At 66.3% G+C, this 16,131-nt stretch carries 16 protein-coding genes; 11 read left to right on the top strand and 5 right to left on the bottom strand.

What is annotated here, in order from left to right; genetic code table 11:
- Positions 1 to 31 precede the first annotated feature (31 nt).
- Positions 32 to 559 carry a dihydrofolate reductase family protein gene (locus tag IB255_RS23020; protein WP_081520625.1) on the bottom strand — a complete coding sequence of 176 codons (528 nt, stop codon included), beginning with the start codon at positions 557 to 559 and terminating at the stop codon, positions 32 to 34.
- A gap of 67 nt (positions 560 to 626) precedes the next feature.
- On the opposite strand from IB255_RS23020, the gene IB255_RS23015 reads away from it, so the two are divergent.
- Together IB255_RS23015 and IB255_RS23010 are read left to right on the top strand one after the other, a co-directional pair.
- Complete coding sequence (locus IB255_RS23015) at positions 627 to 1,205, top strand: helix-turn-helix domain-containing protein (protein WP_081520624.1); 579 nt, start codon at positions 627 to 629, stop codon at positions 1,203 to 1,205.
- A gap of 24 nt (positions 1,206 to 1,229) precedes the next feature.
- Positions 1,230 to 1,763, top strand: a complete 534-nt coding sequence (locus IB255_RS23010) for a methylated-DNA--[protein]-cysteine S-methyltransferase (protein ID WP_081520623.1) — start codon at positions 1,230 to 1,232, stop codon at positions 1,761 to 1,763.
- 26 nt (positions 1,764 to 1,789) lie between these two features.
- Here the strand turns inward: IB255_RS23010 and IB255_RS23005 are convergent, their stop codons facing one another.
- Together IB255_RS23005 and IB255_RS23000 are read right to left on the bottom strand one after the other, a co-directional pair.
- On the bottom strand, positions 1,790 to 2,266 hold the full coding sequence (locus IB255_RS23005) for a methylated-DNA--[protein]-cysteine S-methyltransferase (protein WP_081520622.1): 477 nt from the start codon (positions 2,264 to 2,266) through the stop codon (positions 1,790 to 1,792).
- Positions 2,267 to 2,268: 2 nt separating this feature from the next.
- Positions 2,269 to 3,174 carry a DNA-3-methyladenine glycosylase family protein gene (locus tag IB255_RS23000; RefSeq protein WP_081520621.1) on the bottom strand — a complete coding sequence of 302 codons (906 nt, stop codon included), beginning with the start codon at positions 3,172 to 3,174 and terminating at the stop codon, positions 2,269 to 2,271.
- Positions 3,175 to 3,368: 194 nt separating this feature from the next.
- Between IB255_RS23000 and speE the strand changes: the two genes are divergently transcribed.
- The 3 genes from speE to IB255_RS22985 all read left to right on the top strand — a co-directional run bounded on the left by speE (position 3,369) and on the right by IB255_RS22985 (position 7,682).
- Positions 3,369 to 4,229: a polyamine aminopropyltransferase gene (gene speE / locus IB255_RS22995; protein WP_192210895.1), complete on the top strand. Its 861-nt coding sequence runs from the start codon at positions 3,369 to 3,371 to the stop codon at positions 4,227 to 4,229.
- Between the two features lie 322 nt (positions 4,230 to 4,551).
- Positions 4,552 to 6,630, top strand: coding sequence for an LTA synthase family protein (locus IB255_RS22990; RefSeq protein ID WP_192210894.1), 2,079 nt, complete (start codon positions 4,552 to 4,554; stop codon positions 6,628 to 6,630).
- Between the two features lie 266 nt (positions 6,631 to 6,896).
- A complete protein-coding gene (locus IB255_RS22985; RefSeq protein ID WP_081520618.1) occupies positions 6,897 to 7,682 on the top strand; it encodes a sulfite exporter TauE/SafE family protein in 786 nt (261 codons plus the stop codon).
- Between the two features lie 19 nt (positions 7,683 to 7,701).
- On the opposite strand, the gene IB255_RS22980 is transcribed toward IB255_RS22985, so the two are convergent.
- Positions 7,702 to 8,718: an AraC family transcriptional regulator gene (locus IB255_RS22980; protein ID WP_192210893.1), complete on the bottom strand. Its 1,017-nt coding sequence runs from the start codon at positions 8,716 to 8,718 to the stop codon at positions 7,702 to 7,704.
- A 146-nt stretch (positions 8,719 to 8,864) separates the two neighbouring features.
- Between IB255_RS22980 and IB255_RS22975 the strand changes: the two genes are divergently transcribed.
- From IB255_RS22975 to IB255_RS22950, 6 genes are all read left to right on the top strand, one after another.
- Complete coding sequence (locus IB255_RS22975) at positions 8,865 to 10,340, top strand: flavin-containing monooxygenase (protein ID WP_192210892.1); 1,476 nt, start codon at positions 8,865 to 8,867, stop codon at positions 10,338 to 10,340.
- Positions 10,324 to 11,301 carry an alpha/beta hydrolase gene (locus IB255_RS22970; RefSeq protein WP_192210891.1) on the top strand — a complete coding sequence of 326 codons (978 nt, stop codon included), beginning with the start codon at positions 10,324 to 10,326 and terminating at the stop codon, positions 11,299 to 11,301. Before IB255_RS22975 ends, IB255_RS22970 begins: the two co-directional genes overlap by 17 nt.
- A complete protein-coding gene (locus IB255_RS22965) occupies positions 11,298 to 12,056 on the top strand; it encodes an SDR family oxidoreductase (RefSeq protein ID WP_081520614.1) in 759 nt (252 codons plus the stop codon). The genes IB255_RS22970 and IB255_RS22965 overlap by 4 nt, the downstream gene beginning before the upstream one ends.
- 154 nt (positions 12,057 to 12,210) lie before the next feature.
- The gene (locus tag IB255_RS22960) at positions 12,211 to 12,894 is read left to right on the top strand and encodes a hypothetical protein (protein ID WP_081520613.1); all 684 of its coding nucleotides are present in this window, start codon (positions 12,211 to 12,213) and stop codon (positions 12,892 to 12,894) included.
- 281 nt (positions 12,895 to 13,175) lie between these two features.
- The gene (locus IB255_RS22955) at positions 13,176 to 13,514 is read left to right on the top strand and encodes a ribonuclease E inhibitor RraB (protein ID WP_045208619.1); all 339 of its coding nucleotides are present in this window, start codon (positions 13,176 to 13,178) and stop codon (positions 13,512 to 13,514) included.
- 228 nt (positions 13,515 to 13,742) lie between these two features.
- Complete coding sequence (locus IB255_RS22950) at positions 13,743 to 14,447, top strand: type 1 glutamine amidotransferase (RefSeq protein ID WP_081520612.1); 705 nt, start codon at positions 13,743 to 13,745, stop codon at positions 14,445 to 14,447.
- A 248-nt stretch (positions 14,448 to 14,695) separates the two neighbouring features.
- Here the strand turns inward: IB255_RS22950 and IB255_RS22945 are convergent, their stop codons facing one another.
- A complete protein-coding gene (locus tag IB255_RS22945) occupies positions 14,696 to 16,120 on the bottom strand; it encodes a gamma-aminobutyraldehyde dehydrogenase (protein ID WP_081520611.1) in 1,425 nt (474 codons plus the stop codon).
- Between the last annotated feature and the right edge of the window lie 11 nt (positions 16,121 to 16,131).

Here is a 16,131-nt window from a genome sequence, read left to right as displayed (position 1 = left end):
GCGCCCCATGGGCGCTCCTGCAGGGTGCTCCTCAGTCAAACCGATAATGCATCCGCACGCAGCCTGGCTCGATGACCTTGGCCGACAGCAGCGTCGGTGATACCCGCAGGCCGGTGGCGGGGAACAGCGGGAAGCCGCCGCCGATGATCTCCGGCATTACGTAAACCTCCAGCTCATCCAGCGCCCCGCGCTCGAGGAAGGCCATCTGCAACTGGCCGCCGCCGAGCATCCACACGTCGCCATCCTCCAGCGCTCGCAGCTCCGCGACCAGCGCGTCGACATCGCTGCGGATTTCCAGCGGGCCCTTCGGGTCGTCGATGGGGCGAGAAGTCACCACCAGCACACGCTGTTTGCCGTAGGGCCAGGGACCGGGATCGGCGGCGAGGAAGTCGTAGGTCGCACGGCCCATGACGACCGTGCGAATGCGCTGGAGGAACAGGCCGTAGTCATGTTCGCCCAGCTGTAGCTGATCATGCTTGAACAGCCAGTCCAGCCCGTGTTCCGGGGTGGCGATGAAGCCGTCGAGGCTGCTGGCGATGTAGCCGAGAATCCTGGCCATGTGGGGTCTCCCTGGGTAAGCTTGGTGTCAATATATAAATGAATGTTCATTTATAAAAGAGGATGGCATGGCTCGAACCAAGACGGTGAGTGACGAAGCGATACTCGACGCCGCCATGGCGCTGATGGTGCGCAAAGGGCCGGAGGCGGTGACCTTCGCCGCCGTGGGCTGCGAGGTCGGGCTGTCCGCCGCGACGCTGGTGCAGCGACACGCAACCAAGGCCGAGTTCCTTCGCGCCGTGCTGCTGCGCGCTTGGGACCAACTTGATGAGCAGACCGCGCGCCTGGACGAGAGCGCCGAACTGAGCCCGGAAGGCGCCGTGCAGATGCTCGTGGCGATGTTCCCGGTGGGTGAGGGCGAGACGGATTACGCCGAAGGCTTGCTGATCCTGAGGGAAGACATGCGCGATCCGCTGTTGCGAGAGCGCGGTGCGCAGTGGGGCGCCACGTTGGCCAAGGCATTGGGGCGGCGCTTGAGCGATGATCCGCAGCGGCAGCCGATACTCGGCCGGCTGATGGCCAGCCAATGGCAGGGCGCGCAGCTGTGGTGGGCCTTCGAGCGCCAGGGCGATCCGGCCGGCGCCATCGGCGCAGAGCTGCGGCGCTGGTGCGACGTCGTGCTGAAGGCGGAAAGGGTTGCGGGATAGGGCGCAGGGATAGAGACTCGTTCGATGCATTACTGCCTGATCGAAACAGACCTCGGCTGGTTCGGGCTCGCCTGGAGCCCGCAGGGGATCACGCGCGCCTATCTGCCGGGTGACTCCGTGCACAGCGTGCGCGAGCGCTTCGACAAGCTCGGCAGCGAAACTGCCCACTGGCCGGCGTTCATCGACGAGGCGCGCCAGCTGATCCTGGGGTATGCGCGGGGCGAGGCAGTGTCCTTCGGCAATCTGCCACTGGACCTTTCCGCGGTGAGCGATTTTCACCGCCGGGTCTACGGCGACATTCTCCAGTTGGGGCGCGGTGAAACCACGACCTACGGCGAGATCGCCCGGCGACTGGGCGATGTCGGCTTGTCCCGTGCGGTGGGGCAGGCGATGGGCAGCAACCCGATCCCGCTGATCATTCCCTGCCACCGTGTGCTCGCCAGTGGCGGCAAGACCGGCGGCTTCTCCGCGCCGGGCGGCAGTACCTCGAAGATGCGCATGCTGGCGCTGGAAGGTTTCGAGGACCCGCAGGCAGCGCAGACCGCCTTCGATTTCTAGGCAGGATTCTCCTGAGCCGACTGCAGCTAAGCCGACTCCAGCGCGCCTTCCAGGCGCAGCAACAGTTCCTTGCGCGGCAGGCCGCCGGCGTAGCCGGTCAGGCTGCCGTTACTGCCGATCACCCGGTGGCAGGGAACGATGATGCTGATGGGATTGGCGCCGTTAGCTGCGCCCACCGCCCGAATTGCCCTGGGGCGGCCGATGCGTCGCGCGAGTTCTGCATAGACGGTGGTGTAGCCGTAGGGGATTTCCAGCAGCGCCTGCCAGACCTGGCGCTGGAACTCGGTGCCGCCAGTATTGAGACGCACATCGAAGCGCTGGCGCTTGCCGGCGAAATACTCGTCCAGCTGCCGCGCTACCTCGTCCAGCAAAGGGCTGCCCTGTTGCCAGTCAGGCTCGGGATAGTGGCGCGTCTCCAGGTCCATGTAGAGCATTCGCAGACCGCCCTCGTCGCCGGCCAGCAGCAGGCGGCCGGTGGGGCTGTCGTGGTAGCGGTAGTGCATGGTCATCCTCCGGTTCGGCCGGCCTGGGAATAGGCGTGCCACAGATAGACGGCGGCGTAGGCGCGCCATGGCCGCCAGGCTTCGGCGCGGCGTTGCAGTTCGCGGGCGGTGATGCCTTCGGCGCCCCAGACGGGCGATTTGAGCAGGCCCAGGTCGGCGGCGGGGAAGGCATCCGGGTCGCCGAAGGCCCGCAGGGCGACGTACTCCGCGGTCCATGGGCCGATGCCGGGGAGGGCACAGAGGCGTTTCACCAGGTCCTCGGCGCCGTCGTCCACGTGCAGTGCCAGCGCGCCGCTGGCGCAGGCGGCGGAGAAGCGCTGCAAGGTTTCCACCCGCTTGCCGGGCATGCCGATACCGGCGAGGTCGGCTCCGGCCAGGGCTTCGGGCGTGGGGAAGAGGCGGGTTGGCTGGCCTTCGGCTTCTCCTGGCAACGTCTCGCCCAGACGCTGCACCAGCCGCCCGACGATGGTCACGGCGGCTTTCACCGTGACCTGCTGGCCGACGATGGCGCGCACAGCCTGCTCGAACGGGTCGAACGCAGTGGGCAGGCGCAGGCCGGGGGCTTGCAGCAGTAGCGGGCCGAGGACGGCATCTTCGCCCAGGTGCCCGGCGATAGGCGCGGGGTCGCTGTCCAGGTCGAACATCTTGCGTACCCGAGCCGTCAGCGCCTCGGCGTGACGGGTCGGCAGGTGCAGCTCCAGTTCCAGCTCGGCGCGGTCATCCAGCGGCGTAACGCTGAACCAGCCGCTGTCCGCGCCCAGCCGGACACTGCGGGCGTAACGCCGGGGCGACAGGCATTCGACGCCGGCCAGGCTGCGCAGGGCGAAGTGCTCGTGGAACTGCTGCCAGTCCCAGGGGGCCCGGTAGGGCAGGCGGATGCTGCGGGAGTCGGTGGCTGTGTTGTTCATGCGGCGACCTTACCTGTTGCGCGGCGGGCTGTCCTCCCGCGCCTGACTTTCAAACTGTCGCGCTCAGGCTGTTTATATGGAAGGCGCCGACAGCAGGGTTCGACCTGTCATCTTCCGGCACGTAGAATGCGCGCCTCTTTCGGGGCGGCCCGGCCGTCCCCTCCTAGTGTCTTGTCCCGACGGGAGCCCACTGCATGCACGATTACCAGGAAACCCTCTACGACGGCTATGGCCAGCGTTTCAGCGTCGACAGGATGCTCCACGAGGTGCGCACCGAGCACCAGCACCTGGTGATCTTCGAGAATGCCCGCATGGGCCGGGTGATGGCGCTGGACGGCGTGATCCAGACCACCGAGGCCGACGAGTTCATCTACCACGAGATGCTCACCCATGTGCCGATCCTCGCCCATGGCGCGGCCAAGCGCGTGCTGATCATCGGCGGCGGCGACGGCGGCATGCTGCGTGAGGTGTCCAAGCACGCCAGCGTCGAGCACATCACCATGGTCGAGATCGACGGTACCGTGGTCGACATGTGCAAGGAGTTCCTGCCCAACCATTCCCAGGGCGCCTTCGACGATGCGCGCCTGAACCTGGTGATCGACGATGGCATGCGCTTCGTCGCCACCACCACGGAGAAGTTCGACGTCATCATCTCCGACTCCACCGACCCGATCGGTCCGGGCGAAGTGCTGTTCTCGGAGAACTTCTACCAGGCCTGCCACCGCTGCCTGAACGAAGGCGGTGTACTGGTGACCCAGAACGGCACGCCGTTCATGCAGCTGGACACCGTGCGCAACACCGCTGGGCGCATGAACGGCCTGTTCACCGACTGGCACTTCTACCAGGCGGCCGTGCCGACCTACATCGGCGGCTCGATGACCTTCGCCTGGGGCTCGACCAACCCGGCGCTGCGCAAGGTCGACGTTGCCACCCTGGCCCGGCGTTTCGCTGCAAGCGGCATTCAGACCCGCTACTACAACCCGGCCATCCACCAGGGCGCCTTCGCCCTGCCGCAGTACGTGTTGCAGGCCATCGGCAAGCCGGCCAACGACTGATCCAGCGCTGCCCGCCACGCCCCGCGCGTGGTGGGCAGGGGCGCAATGCCCCGGATTGCCCGTCCTTCGGGACATTTTCTTCACATGCCGGCCGGCACTATCCCCGCCGTCAGGCGGTCCCACCTGCGCCGGTTCACGCTTGCATCATCCCGAAACGAATGCACCGCCAGGCTTAATGTCCGCTTAAGGCGCGCACAATAGAATGCGACGCCGCTGCTTTTGCGGTGTAATGCCGCAGCCTTTCGCGCTCGCGCGGGCAGCCCGTCTGTCCGGCCATGGCGACGCTCCTTCGAACCCTGAACGTTCACAACGGAACCAAGAAATGGGCCAATCAGAAGTCCTGACCAACCGCCAGACCGGTGCGAGCCTCACGCGGCCGACCCTGTCCAGCCACCTGGCGTTCACCGCGCTCAGCGTCGTTGCGCTGATGGTGATGTTCTCCCTGCTGCGCGTGGCACTGCTCGTCTACAACCGCGAGCTGATCGGCAGCACCCCGGCGTCCACTTTCGTCGAGGCCTTCATCACCGGCATGCGCTTCGACATCCGCGCGGTGGTCTACATCGTCGCCCCGCTGGTGTTCGCCATCGCCAGCGTGCGCGCCATGGGCTGGCGTTGGCTGTGGAAGACCTGGCTGACCATCGCCGCGAGCATCACGCTGTTCCTCGGCGTGCTGGAGATGGACTTCTACCGCGAGTTCCACCAGCGCCTGAACAGCCTGGTGTTCCAGTACATGTCCGAAGACCCGAAGACGGTCATGAGCATGATCTGGTACGGCTACCCGGTGGTTCGCTATCTGCTGGCCTGGGCCTTTGCCACCTGGATCCTGTACCTGCTGTTCCGCGGCATCGACCGCGCCACCCGTCCGGATGCTTCCGGTCCGTCCGCCGCCGTCTGGTACATCCGCGTGGCCGTGATGCTGGTGGTGATCCTGCTGTGCGTGGTGGCCGCTCGCGGCACCCTGCGCCAGGGCCCGCCGCTGCGCTGGGGCGATGCCTTCACCACCGATTCGATGTTCGCCAACCAGCTGGGCCTGAACGGCACCCTCAGCCTGATCAAGGCTGCCGAGAGTCGCTTCCTGTCCGAAGACCGCGACAACATCTGGAAAGCCACCCTGCCGGTGGACCAGGCACGCGATGTGGTGCGCCAGATGCTGGTGATGCCGGACGACAAGCTGGTCGACGCCGACGATGCCGCCGTGCGCCGCGACTACACCCCGCCGGCCGACGGCACCCTGCCGATCAAGAACGTCGTGGTGATCCTGATGGAAAGCTTCGCCGGCCACTATGTCGGTGCGCTGGGCGGCAAGGGCAACATCACGCCGTACTTCGACAAGATGAGCAAGGAAGGGCTGCTGTTCACCCAGTACTTCTCCAACGGCACCCACACCCACCAGGGCATGTTCGCCACCATGGCGTGCTTCCCCAACCTGCCGGGCTTCGAATACCTGATGCAGACGCCCGAGGGTGGCCACAAGTTCTCCGGCCTGCCGCAGCTGCTGTCGGCGCGCAAGTTCGAGGACGTCTACGTCTACAACGGCGACTTCGCCTGGGACAACCAGTCCGGCTTCTTCGCCAACCAGGGCATGACCTCGTTCATCGGCCGCAACGACTTCGTCAATCCGGTGTTCTCCGACCCGACCTGGGGTGTGTCCGACCAGGACATGTTCGCTCGCGGCAACGAGGAGCTGGACAAGCTCGAAGCCACCGGCAAACCGTTCTATGCCCTGCTGCAGACCCTGTCCAACCACGTGCCCTACGCACTGCCCAAGGATCTGCCGGTGGAGCGCGTGACCGGTAACGGCAGCCTCGACGAGCACCTGACCGCCATGCGTTATTCCGACTGGGCGCTGGGGCAGTTCTTCGAGAAGGCGAAGAAATCGCCGTACTACAAGGACACCCTGTTCGTGGTCGTCGGCGACCATGGTTTCGGCAGTCCCGAGCAGTTGACCGAGATGGACCTGTTCCGCTTCAACGTGCCGCTGCTGCTGGTTGCCCCGGGCATCCAGGAGAAGTTCGGCGCGACCCGCGATACCGTCGGCACCCAGATCGACATCGTGCCGACCATCATGGGCCGCCTGGGCGGTGAAGTGCGTCACCAGTGCTGGGGCCGCGACCTGCTGAACCTGCCGGCTGGCGACAAGGGCATCGGCGTCATCAAGCCGTCGGGCAGCGAGCAGGTGGTCGCCGTGATTTCCGGTAACCGCATCCTCATCCGTCCGAAGGAAGGCGATATCCGCGTCTACGACTACAAGCTGGGCAGCGACTTCGGCGTGAAGCGTGTGGACGGCGCGTCCGACCAGGAGAGCCTGCGCGTGCGCCTGGAGTCCTTCATCCAGACCGCGACCAAGAGCCTGCTGGACAACACCGCTGGCGTGGTGGACGGCAAGCCTGACGTGAAGTGATCGAGCGCTGAGTGAAAAGGGGCCTTCGGGCCCCTTTTTCATTCACTGACGGAGCATCCTGTAGGCGCGGACAATGCCCGCGATCGCGCGTGTGGCGCGCTCCTAGAAGGCTTATGCCAGGCGCTGCGGATAGGAAATAAGCAACCCGATTAACGGTAAAAAGCAGTTATAAAGTAAGACCACATCGATCTAATGGATTATAAGAAAAGCCGTTATCCTGCCGCCCACACCACGAGGTGATCAGTTTCGCCAGTCAGGACGCGTAGATGGATGTTGGCAATATCGGTTTCGTAATCGCGGGTCTTGTCGTTGGCTTTATCGTTGGAATGACCGGTGTCGGCGGCGGTTCGCTGATGACGCCGATTCTCCTCTGGTTCGGTATCAACCCCGCTGCCGCCGTGGGCACCGACCTGCTCTATGCCGCCATTACCAAGTCCGGCGGCGTCCTGGTTCACCGCAAGAACGACAACATCGACTGGCGCATCACCGGCTGGCTGGCCTTGGGCAGCGTTCCGGCGGCGGCGCTGACGCTGCTGTTCCTGCACAGCCTGCACACCGATACCGCGGCCATGAACGCCGTGATCAAGAACGCCCTGGGCGTCGTGCTGCTGCTCACTGCGTTGGCAGTGCTGTTCAAGAAGCAGGTGCTGGCCTTCGCCCAGCGCCATGCCGGCGACAGTTTCCACTTCAGTGGCTCGAAGCTGAACACCCTGACCGTGATCACCGGCGCCATCCTCGGCGCGATGGTCGCGCTGACCTCCATCGGCGCCGGCGCATTGGGCACCGTGGCACTGTTCATCCTCTATCCGTTCCTCGCCACCCGCCGCCTGGTGGGCACCGAGATCGCCCACGCCGTACCGCTCACCCTGGTCGCCGGCCTCGGCCACGCCAGCATGGGCAACATGGACTGGGGCCTGCTGGGCTACCTGCTGATCGGCTCGTTGCCGGGCATCTACGTCGGCAGCCACCTGGCCGGACGCATTCCGGACGGCATCCTGCGGCCGTGCCTGGCTGTGATGCTGGCGATGATCGGCTACAAGCTGGTCTTCTAAGCGCCAGCTTCCCGAGCGCTCAGCCGCGGCGGAAACGCCCCGGCGTCACGCCTTTCCAGCGGCGGAAGGCGTGAATGAAGTTCGACACCTCGCCATAGCCGAGCCGCTCGGCAATCTCCTCCAGACGAATCGCCCCGGTGGCCAGCAACTCCTCGGCCAGCGCCTGGCGTACCTCGTCCAGCAGGGCGCGATAGCTGCTGCCTTCGGTTTCCAGCCGGCGACGCAGCGTGCGCGACGTCATGTGCAGCTCATCTGCCAGTTGTTCCATGTCCGGCAGCCGCCCCGGTGTGCCCAGCAGTCGATCACGGATCTGTCCGGAGAGCCCGGTGCGCACCTGGCGCCGGGCGAGCAGGGCGCGGCACTGCTCCTCGCAGCGGCGCGCCACCTCTGGGTTGGCGCCCGGCAGCGGCATTTCGAGGATGCGGCTGTCGAAGACGATGCGGTTCTCCGCCTGGCCAAAGAGCGGCGTCACGCCCAGTTCATCGATGTACGGTTGCAGGTCGGCCGGCGCCTCGCGGCGGAACAGCGCCTGGCGGATCGGCGGCGGCTGGTTGGTGAGGTCGCGCTGGATGCGCAGCACGCCGCCGCCGTCGCGGTCGATGAGGAAGTCGCGCAGGTCTTCCGGCACCGCTGAGTCGTCCAGCACCAGGTGCGCCTCGCCGTCGTGCTCCTCCAGCGTCATGCGGTGGAAGGCGTAGGTCAGGTCGAGGTAGCGCAGGCCCAGGTGCGCCGCGCTGAGGAAGGTCGAGCTGCTGAGCAGGGCGAAGCCCCAGATGCCATAGGTGTTGAGGTGATAACGCAGGCCAGCCTTGAGGCCGATACCGGGGCGCTGGCCGATCTGCCGGTTGATGTTGCGCAGCAGCTCCAGTTCCTGGCTGGCTTCCACCTCGGCGCCCGGGTCGGCGAGCACGCCGATGTCCAGGCCCGTGCCATCCAGGCACTGTTCCAGGGTCATGCCGTGGTCGAGGCCGAACTGCGTCATGAGCTGCACGCTGATGGCGCTGCGCCGCGGCGACCAGGCTGGAGTAGCAGGCATCGGAACCTCGGCTTTCAAATGACCGAAAATCAGGGGTGACCGAAAGTCACAATTTTATGTCCGACTATGCCATAACCTGCGGTAGGAAGTCGCACTAGGATGGTGTCATCCGCCGCTGTGCGGACTTCGAAACCGGGAGCACAACAATGACAACATCATCCCGTCGATCGGCCGCCCCGCGCGTGCTGATCATCGGTGCCGGCTTTGCCGGCCTGGGCCTGGCGATCCGCCTGCAGCAAGCGGGCATCCAGGACTTCCTGATCCTCGAGAAGGCTGCCGACGTCGGTGGCTGTTGGCGCGAGAACGTCTATCCGGGCGCCGCCTGCGACGTGCCTTCGCATCTGTACTCCTTCTCCTTCGAACCCAAGGCCGATTGGTCGCGCAAGTTCGCGCCCCAGGCGGAAATCCTCGACTACGCGCGGCACTGCGCGGACAAGTACCGCCTGCGTGAGCGCATCCGTTTCAACTGCGAAGTGCGCGAGGCGAGCTTCGACGAAGCGGCCGGCGAGTGGCGGGTGGCCTGCGCCGACGGCGAGGAGCTGCGCGCCCAGTCGCTGGTCTGCGCCCTCGGCCAGCTGAGCCGCCCGCTGATCCCGAAGCTGCCGGGCATCGAACGCTTCCAGGGCAAGGCGTTCCACTCCGCGCAGTGGGACCACGGTGCGCCGCTGGAGGGCAAGCGCGTCGCGGTAGTCGGCACCGGCGCCAGCGCCATCCAGTTCGTCCCGCAGATCGCTCCGAAGGTGGCCGAGCTGCTGCTGTTCCAGCGCAGCGCCGCCTACGTGATTCCCAAGCCGGACCGCCCCTACGCCGACTGGGAGCGCCGCATCAAGTCGCGCCTGCCCTGGCTGCAGCGTCTGGACCGGGGCCTGAAGTACATCCAGCATGAGGCCCGCGCGCTGGCCTTCACCGTATTCCCGCCGATGATGAAAATCATGCGGATCAGTTTCCACCTGCACATGCGCAAGAGCATCAGCGATCCGCAACTGCGCGCGCGGCTGGAGCCCGATTACCCCATGGGCTGCAAGCGTATCCTGATCAGCAACGACTACTACCCGGCGCTGGCGCGCAGCAACGTGAAGCTGGTGGATACCGGCATCCGCGAAGTCACCGAGGACGCCATCGTCACCCGCGACGGCGTGCGGCATCCGGTGGACACGATCATCTACGGCACCGGTTTCGCCGCCACCGAGTTCCTCGCGCCGATGCAAATCACCGGCCTCGCCGGGCGCGAACTGAACCAGGCCTGGAGTGACGGTGCCGAGGCCTACAAGGGCATCAGTGTCAGCGGCTTCCCCAACTTCTTCATCCTCTACGGGCCGAACACCAACCTGGGGCACAACTCCATCATCTACATGCTGGAGAGCCAGTTCCCCTATGTGCTCGGCTGCCTGCAGCGAATCCAGCGCGAGGGCCTGAAGTACCTGGACCTCAAGCGGCAGGCGCAGCAGGGCTTCAACCGCCAGTTGCAGCACGACCTGCGGCACACCATCTGGGAGCGCGGTTGCAGCAGCTGGTACAAGACCGCCAGCGGGCGCAATACCGTGAACTGGCCGGGCTTCACCTTCCGCTATCGCCAACAGACCCGTCAGCCGGAGTTCGCCGACTATGACTGCATCCGTTGAACCGCAAGTGCCGCTGTCGACCCGCCAGAAGCTGCTGACGGCCGCCCTGCGTGGCGCGCTCAACCTGCTGTTCCGCGGGCTGATGGGCCCGCAGTTGCCGGTGAAGGCGCAGCGCGCTTTGCTGCGTGGGCTGACGGCCGCCACGCTGACGCCGCGCGGCGTGCACCGGGAGCAGACGACGCTGGGCGGCGTTCCCGCCGAAGTCTGGCGGTCGGAAGGTGTCGGCGAGGGCAGGGTGATCCTCTACCTGCACGGCGGCGCGTATCTGATCGGCTCACCGGCTACGCACCGGGCGATCACCGCCAACCTGGCGCGGCGCTGCAAGGCCGAGGTCTGGGTGATCGACTACCGCCTGGCGCCCGAGCATCGCTTCCCCGCTCAGCGTGAAGATGCCGTGGCGGCTTACCGCGCTCTGCTGGACAAGGGCATCCCTGCGCCCGCCATCGCGGTGGCCGGGGATTCCGCCGGCGGTCACCTGACCCTGCAGCTGGCGCTGGAAGCCAAGGCGCAGGGCTTGCCGATGCCCGGTGCGCTGGTGACCTTCTCGCCGGTCACCGATCTCTCCAATGAACACCTCCACGCGCCGGCAGCGGGCGACCCGCTGATCACCCGCGCCTGGATGGACAGTGCCATGGGCATGTTCTGCCCGCCGGGCGTGCCCCGCGCGGACGCCCGGCTGTCGCCGCTGCACGCTGATCTGGGCGGCCTGCCGCCGCTACTGATCCAGGTCGGCGAGGACGAGGTGCTGCGCAACGACAGCCTGCGCTTCGTCGATGCTGCGCGGCGCTATGGCAATACCGTGCAGCTGCAGCGGTTTCCCGGTTGCTGGCACGTGTTCCAGGCCCACGCCGGCCTGCTGGACGTGGCCGATCGCGCCTTGCAGGACGTCGCCAATTTTCTCGCCAGCCATTTGCAGGCCGGGCACCCGCAACCCACCTCAATGCAAGGAATGCAGCGATGAACACCATCCTGATCAGCGGGGCCGCCTCTGGCATCGGCGCCGCCACCGCGAAGCTGTTCCACCAGCGCGGCTGGCGCGTCGGCCTGATCGACCTCAATCCCGAGCCACTGGCGGCGCTGGCAGCCGAGCTGGACGGCGCCTGGCAGAGGGCGCTGGATGTCACCGATGCCGATGCGGTATCGGCGGCGGTGCGCGAGTTCGCCGAAGCCCACAACGGGCACCTGCGCCTGCTGTTCAACTGCGCGGGCATCCTGCGTTTCGGGCGCTTCGAGGACATCAGCCTCGCCGAGCACAACCGCATCATCGCCATCAACGTACAGGGCGTGCTCAATTGCTGCTATGCCGCGCTGCCTTACCTCAAGCGCACGCCGGGCGCGCAGGTGCTGAACATGGGCTCGGCTTCCGGGCTCTATGGCGTGCCGCAGATGGCCAGCTACTCGGCGTCGAAGTTCGCCGTGCGCGGGCTGACCGAGGCGTTGGAGCTGGAGTGGCGGGAGCTGGGCATCCGCGTCGCCGACCTGATGCCGCCCTTCGTGCGCACGCCAATGGTCGCCAGCCAGACCTTCGAGCCGCCGGTGCTGCGTCGCCTGGGCGTCACCCTGGTGGCCGAGGACATCGCCCAGGCCGCGTGGCGGCAGGCCCAGAGCGGCGGTGTGCACCGGCCCATCGGCGCGATGTTCCGCGCCATGTACTGGTCCGGGCAGCTCTCACCGCCGGCGATCAACCGCTGGGTGATGGCCTGGCTCAGTCGCTGAGCGCAGCGCGCGGGCGTTCACGGTCCGCGTCGAGATTCTCCTGGAGAACGGCTGCGATCAACGTCACTGTCGGACGCTCCCATTAGACTGCGTACTGGAAATCCGCCCCGGCGCCTTCTGGCCGGGGCGGCAACGCAGTGAAGGAGCCTGATTCGTGGAGCAATCGCGACTTTCCTGGAAAGCCGCCTGGAGCAAGGCCTGGAGCGACCTGACCGATCCGTTCGACCGGCTCAGCGAGGTCGCCTTCGGGGTGATCATGGCGCTGACCATCATCTCGGTCATTCCCACCGCCGCCGATGGCGCAGGACGACAGCAACTGGTGCTGGCGGCGCTGGGCTGCAACCTGGCGTGGGGCATGGTCGACGCCCTGATGACCCTGGTTGGCATGCGCGTGGACCGTGAGCATCGCCACGCCGGCCTGCGCGCCCTGCGCCGGTCGGCGGACGAGAAGAGCTTCCGCGAAGGCCTGCGGGAATTCCTCCCGGACCTGATGGTGGATCACCTGCAGAGCAGCGACGTCCAGCGCCTGCGCGGCAACTTCCTGAAATCATTGCTCGGTACCGGGGAAGCGCCGAGCCTGGGGCGCGAGCATTGGCTGGCGTGGCTGATCCTGGCCGGCCATACCTTCCTCGCGACCTTGCCGATCATCCTGCCGCTGCTGGTTATCCACGACGACCTGTTGGCGCTGCGCCTGGCGCAGATCACGGGTTTGCTGCTGATGTTCGGCCTGGGCTGGCTGCTGGCGCGCTGGGCTGGCGGCCGGCCGTGGCAGGGCGCCGTTGGATTCACAGCGCTGGGCGTGGCCATGACTGGCATCTGCCTGGCGCTGGGTGGGTAGCCATCCCGGATGGCGCCATCGGGCTGCCGCCTGTCGCCGCCGAACGGGCCTTGGTGTCAAAGTAGCGGCAGGGCCCGCCGCCAGACGCTACGCTGAGCAATGTGGCCGGGAGATATCCGCTGCGCCGCTCGGCGCGTTCGGCGGAGTTGGCCACCATTTCGGGGGACGTTGCGTCATTTGACGTTTCCCGGCGGCACACTGAAGTGCCCGGAATACGCCCGCGCAGGGCGTGTTCGTTGGCGGGGAATACACTCTGAACGTCTCGACAGGAGGTGCGTACCATGGAAAAGCCCCTCTCGGAGGATATCAGCGTCAACGTGTTGCGCCGGATGAAGGAAGGTGGCTTCGATTTCGCTCGTATTCATCCCATCGATTTTTTCGCCATCTTTTCCGATGAACAGAACGCCCGTAAAGCTGCCCGGCAGTTTCGCGGCGAGTCGCTGAGAACCCAGGTCGAAGCGCGCGATGACGGCGGCTGGAACCTGCAGATCAGCAAGGTGATGTTCGCCACCCATGCCGCCATCGGCGATTTCGAACACGACCTTGAGGAAGTCGTGGTGCCACTGGGCGGTACGCTCGATGGATGGGGCGTGACCCAGGAGGTCACCTCCCTGCGTTGATCGCAACACGTCGTTGAGCCGTCTTGCGACGGCCGATCTTCTACCCGCGTTTTTCACCCGTGCTCTTTACCCGTAAGAATGAAAATGCGCGCCGTCGCCAGCTGTGACGGCGCGCCTTTCTTCGTCCGGGGAACGGCGCCAGGACGGCAGCCGTGCAAGGACGCGCTTGCGGACACGCCGGGTTTCCTCACCGCCACCGATGCGGCAGACTGCCGCGCGGAGGTGACCATGACCGATATCCTGATCCTGACCCACGTCGATTTCTGCCCGCCCGGCCACCTGGGCGCGCTGCTCGACCGACTGCAACTGCCGTTCGACGTGCGCCGTGTCGATCTGGGCGAGCTGGATGGCTACGACCTGGAGCGGCCGAAAGCCGTCGCCATCATGGGTGGGCCCATGAGCGTGAACGACGACCTGCAATGGCTGCGCGACGAGATCGCTGCGATCCGCCGCTTCATCGAGCGCGACGTGCCGATGATCGGCCACTGCCTGGGTGGTCAACTGCTGGCCAAGGCGCTGGGCGCCGATATCCACCGCCTGCCGTACACCGAGATGGGCTGGCAGCCGATGCGCCGCCAGGAAGGGCAGAGCCCGTGGCTGGCGCACCTGCCCGAGGAATTCCCGATCTACCAGTGGCATGGCGATACCTTCGACCTTCCCGAAGGCGCCACCCGCCTGCTCTCCAGCCCCTGGTGCGAGAACCAGGGCTTCAGCTTCGGCGAGCGCATACTCGGCCTGCAGGGCCACCCGGAGATGACCGAGGAACTGGTGAGCGGTTGGGTCAATGGCTTCCCGGAATACCAGGACCCCAGCCAGCCGAGCCAGGAGTGCGCGGAAGCGATGCTGGCCGACCTGCCGCAGAAGGTCGCGGCGATGAACCGCGTGGCAGAGGGTTTCTACCAGCATTGGCTGAGGCTGGCCGGGTTGGTCTGATCCTGCTGTTTCGGTACGGCGGCGAGCCATCGCGGACGGAGTCCGCTCCTACGAGATCAAGAACCCCTCACCCTAACCCTCTCCCTTAGGGAGAGGGGACCGTTCGGTGCAGGATGAAACCTTGGTGTCAGCCGATACGGACTGCCCCCTCTCCCTAAGGGAGAGGGTTGGGGTGAGGGGGATAGCCCAGGCACGGATTGCGCAGAAGAGCGCTGTTGTTTCTACAGGTAATCCGTTCTGCCACCGGCTCAATGCTTGAACATGATGTGCCGCGCCACGGTGTAGTCCTCCAGGCCGTACATGGACAGGTCCTTGCCGTAGCCGGACTGCTTGAAGCCGCCGTGGGGCATCTCGCTGCACAACATGAAGTGGGTGTTCACCCAGGTGCAGCCGTACTGCAGCCGCGCCGCCACCCGTGAGGCGCGGCCGACATCCTTCGTCCACACCGACGAGGCCAGCCCATAGTCGGAGTCGTTCGCCCAGCGCACCGCCTCGTCGGCGTCGCTGAACGGGGTCACCGAAACCACCGGGCCGAACACTTCGCGGCGGACGATCTCGTCGTCCTGCTGGGCGTTGGCCACCACCGTCGGTTCGTAGAAGAAGCCATTGCCGCTGACCACCTTGCCCCCCGTGGCGATCTGGATGTGCGGGCTGGCCTTGGCGCGCTCGACGAAGCCGGCGACGCGGTCGCGCTGGGCCCCGGTGATCAGCGGACCAAGCTCGGTATCAGGGTCGTTCTGCAGACCCGTCTTCAGGCTCGACACCGCGCTGGCGAGGTCGGCGACGAAGTTGTCATAGACCTTCTTGCCGGCGTAGATGCGGCACGCGGCGGTGCAATCCTGCCCGGCGTTGTAGAAGCCGAAGGTGCGGATGCCGGCGATCACGTCTTCCAGGTCGGCGTCGTCGAAGACGATCACCGGCGCCTTGCCGCCCAGCTCCATGTGCAGGCGCTTCACGCTGTCGGCGGCGCTGCGGATGATGGCCTTGCCGGTTCCCACCGAGCCGGTCAGCGAAACCATGCGCACCAGGTCGTGGCTCACCAGCGGCGCGCCCACGCTCGGGCCGCGGCCGAAGACCAGGTTGACCACGCCGGCGGGGAACAGCTCGGCAATGAATTCGGCCACCCGCAGAGCGGTCAGCGGCGTCTGCTCCGAAGGCTTGAGCACCACACAGTTGCCGGCGGCCAGCGCCGGGCCGAGCTTCCACGCTGCCATCATCAGCGGGTAGTTCCACGGTGCGATGGAGGCGACCACACCCACCGGGTCGCGGCGGATCATCGAGGTGAAGCCAGGCAGGTACTCGCCGGCGGCGGAACCTGGCAGCACGCGGCAGGCACCGGCGAAGAAGCGAAATACGTCGGCGATGGCCGGGATCTCGTCGTTCAGCGCGGCGGCGTAGGGCTTGCCGCAGTTGTCGGATTCCAGCTTGGCCAGCTCCTCGGCGTGCTCCTCGATGCGGTCGGCCAGGCGCAGCAGGAGCATGGCGCGGTCTTTCGGCGCAGTCTGCGACCAGCCGTCGAATGCTGCGTCGGCGGCGCGCACGGCGCTGTCCACCTGGGCTTCGCTGGCCTCGGCGATCTGGCCGATCACGGTGCCGGTGGCGGGGTTGAGGATATCCAGCGGGGCGCCTTCGCCGGCGACGAACTGGCCGTTGATCAGGAGTTTGGTTTGCATGGGGGCTCCTC

This window comes from Pseudomonas sp. PDM22 (assembly GCF_014851965.1).
Taxonomy (GTDB): domain Bacteria; phylum Pseudomonadota; class Gammaproteobacteria; order Pseudomonadales; family Pseudomonadaceae; genus Pseudomonas.
This window is presented reverse-complemented; position numbering and strand designations above follow the sequence as displayed.